Raw genomic sequence first — 307 nt, 5'->3', positions numbered from 1 at the left:
AGGCCGCCGCCCAGATCGGCAGCAGCACATGCTTGAAGGTCTCGTTCACGAAGCGGCTGTCGACGCGATCGACGCGCTGTTCCGCGCCGCCGATGCTGCGGCGGGCGTCCTGGTGGATGACCTGCGCCATCTGCTGGCGCGCGGCCCCGTGCCCGTCCGCCAGGGGGACGGTGTACCCCTCGGCCTCGAACCCCGACAGGAAGCGGGGGTCGTATTCCGCCACGGCCGACAGGTCCCAGGGCTTCATCGCCTCGGAGAAGCGCGGCGGCAGCGCGGTCGATGCGGGGATCAGCACGTCGTTGAACTG

Annotated in this window: 1 pseudogene; it reads right to left on the bottom strand. The window is 70.7% G+C overall.

The annotated features are described in order from the left end of the window. Nucleotides 1–307 (bottom strand): annotated as a pseudogene (locus tag TW83_RS21375) (hypothetical protein); the annotation flags it as partial.

Origin of the sequence: Paracoccus sp. S4493 (assembly GCF_000967735.1) — a bacterium.
Lineage (GTDB): Bacteria > Pseudomonadota > Alphaproteobacteria > Rhodobacterales > Rhodobacteraceae > Paracoccus > Paracoccus marcusii.
The sequence above is the reverse complement of the archived record's forward strand: the minus strand, read 5'-3'. Positions and strand labels throughout refer to the sequence as shown.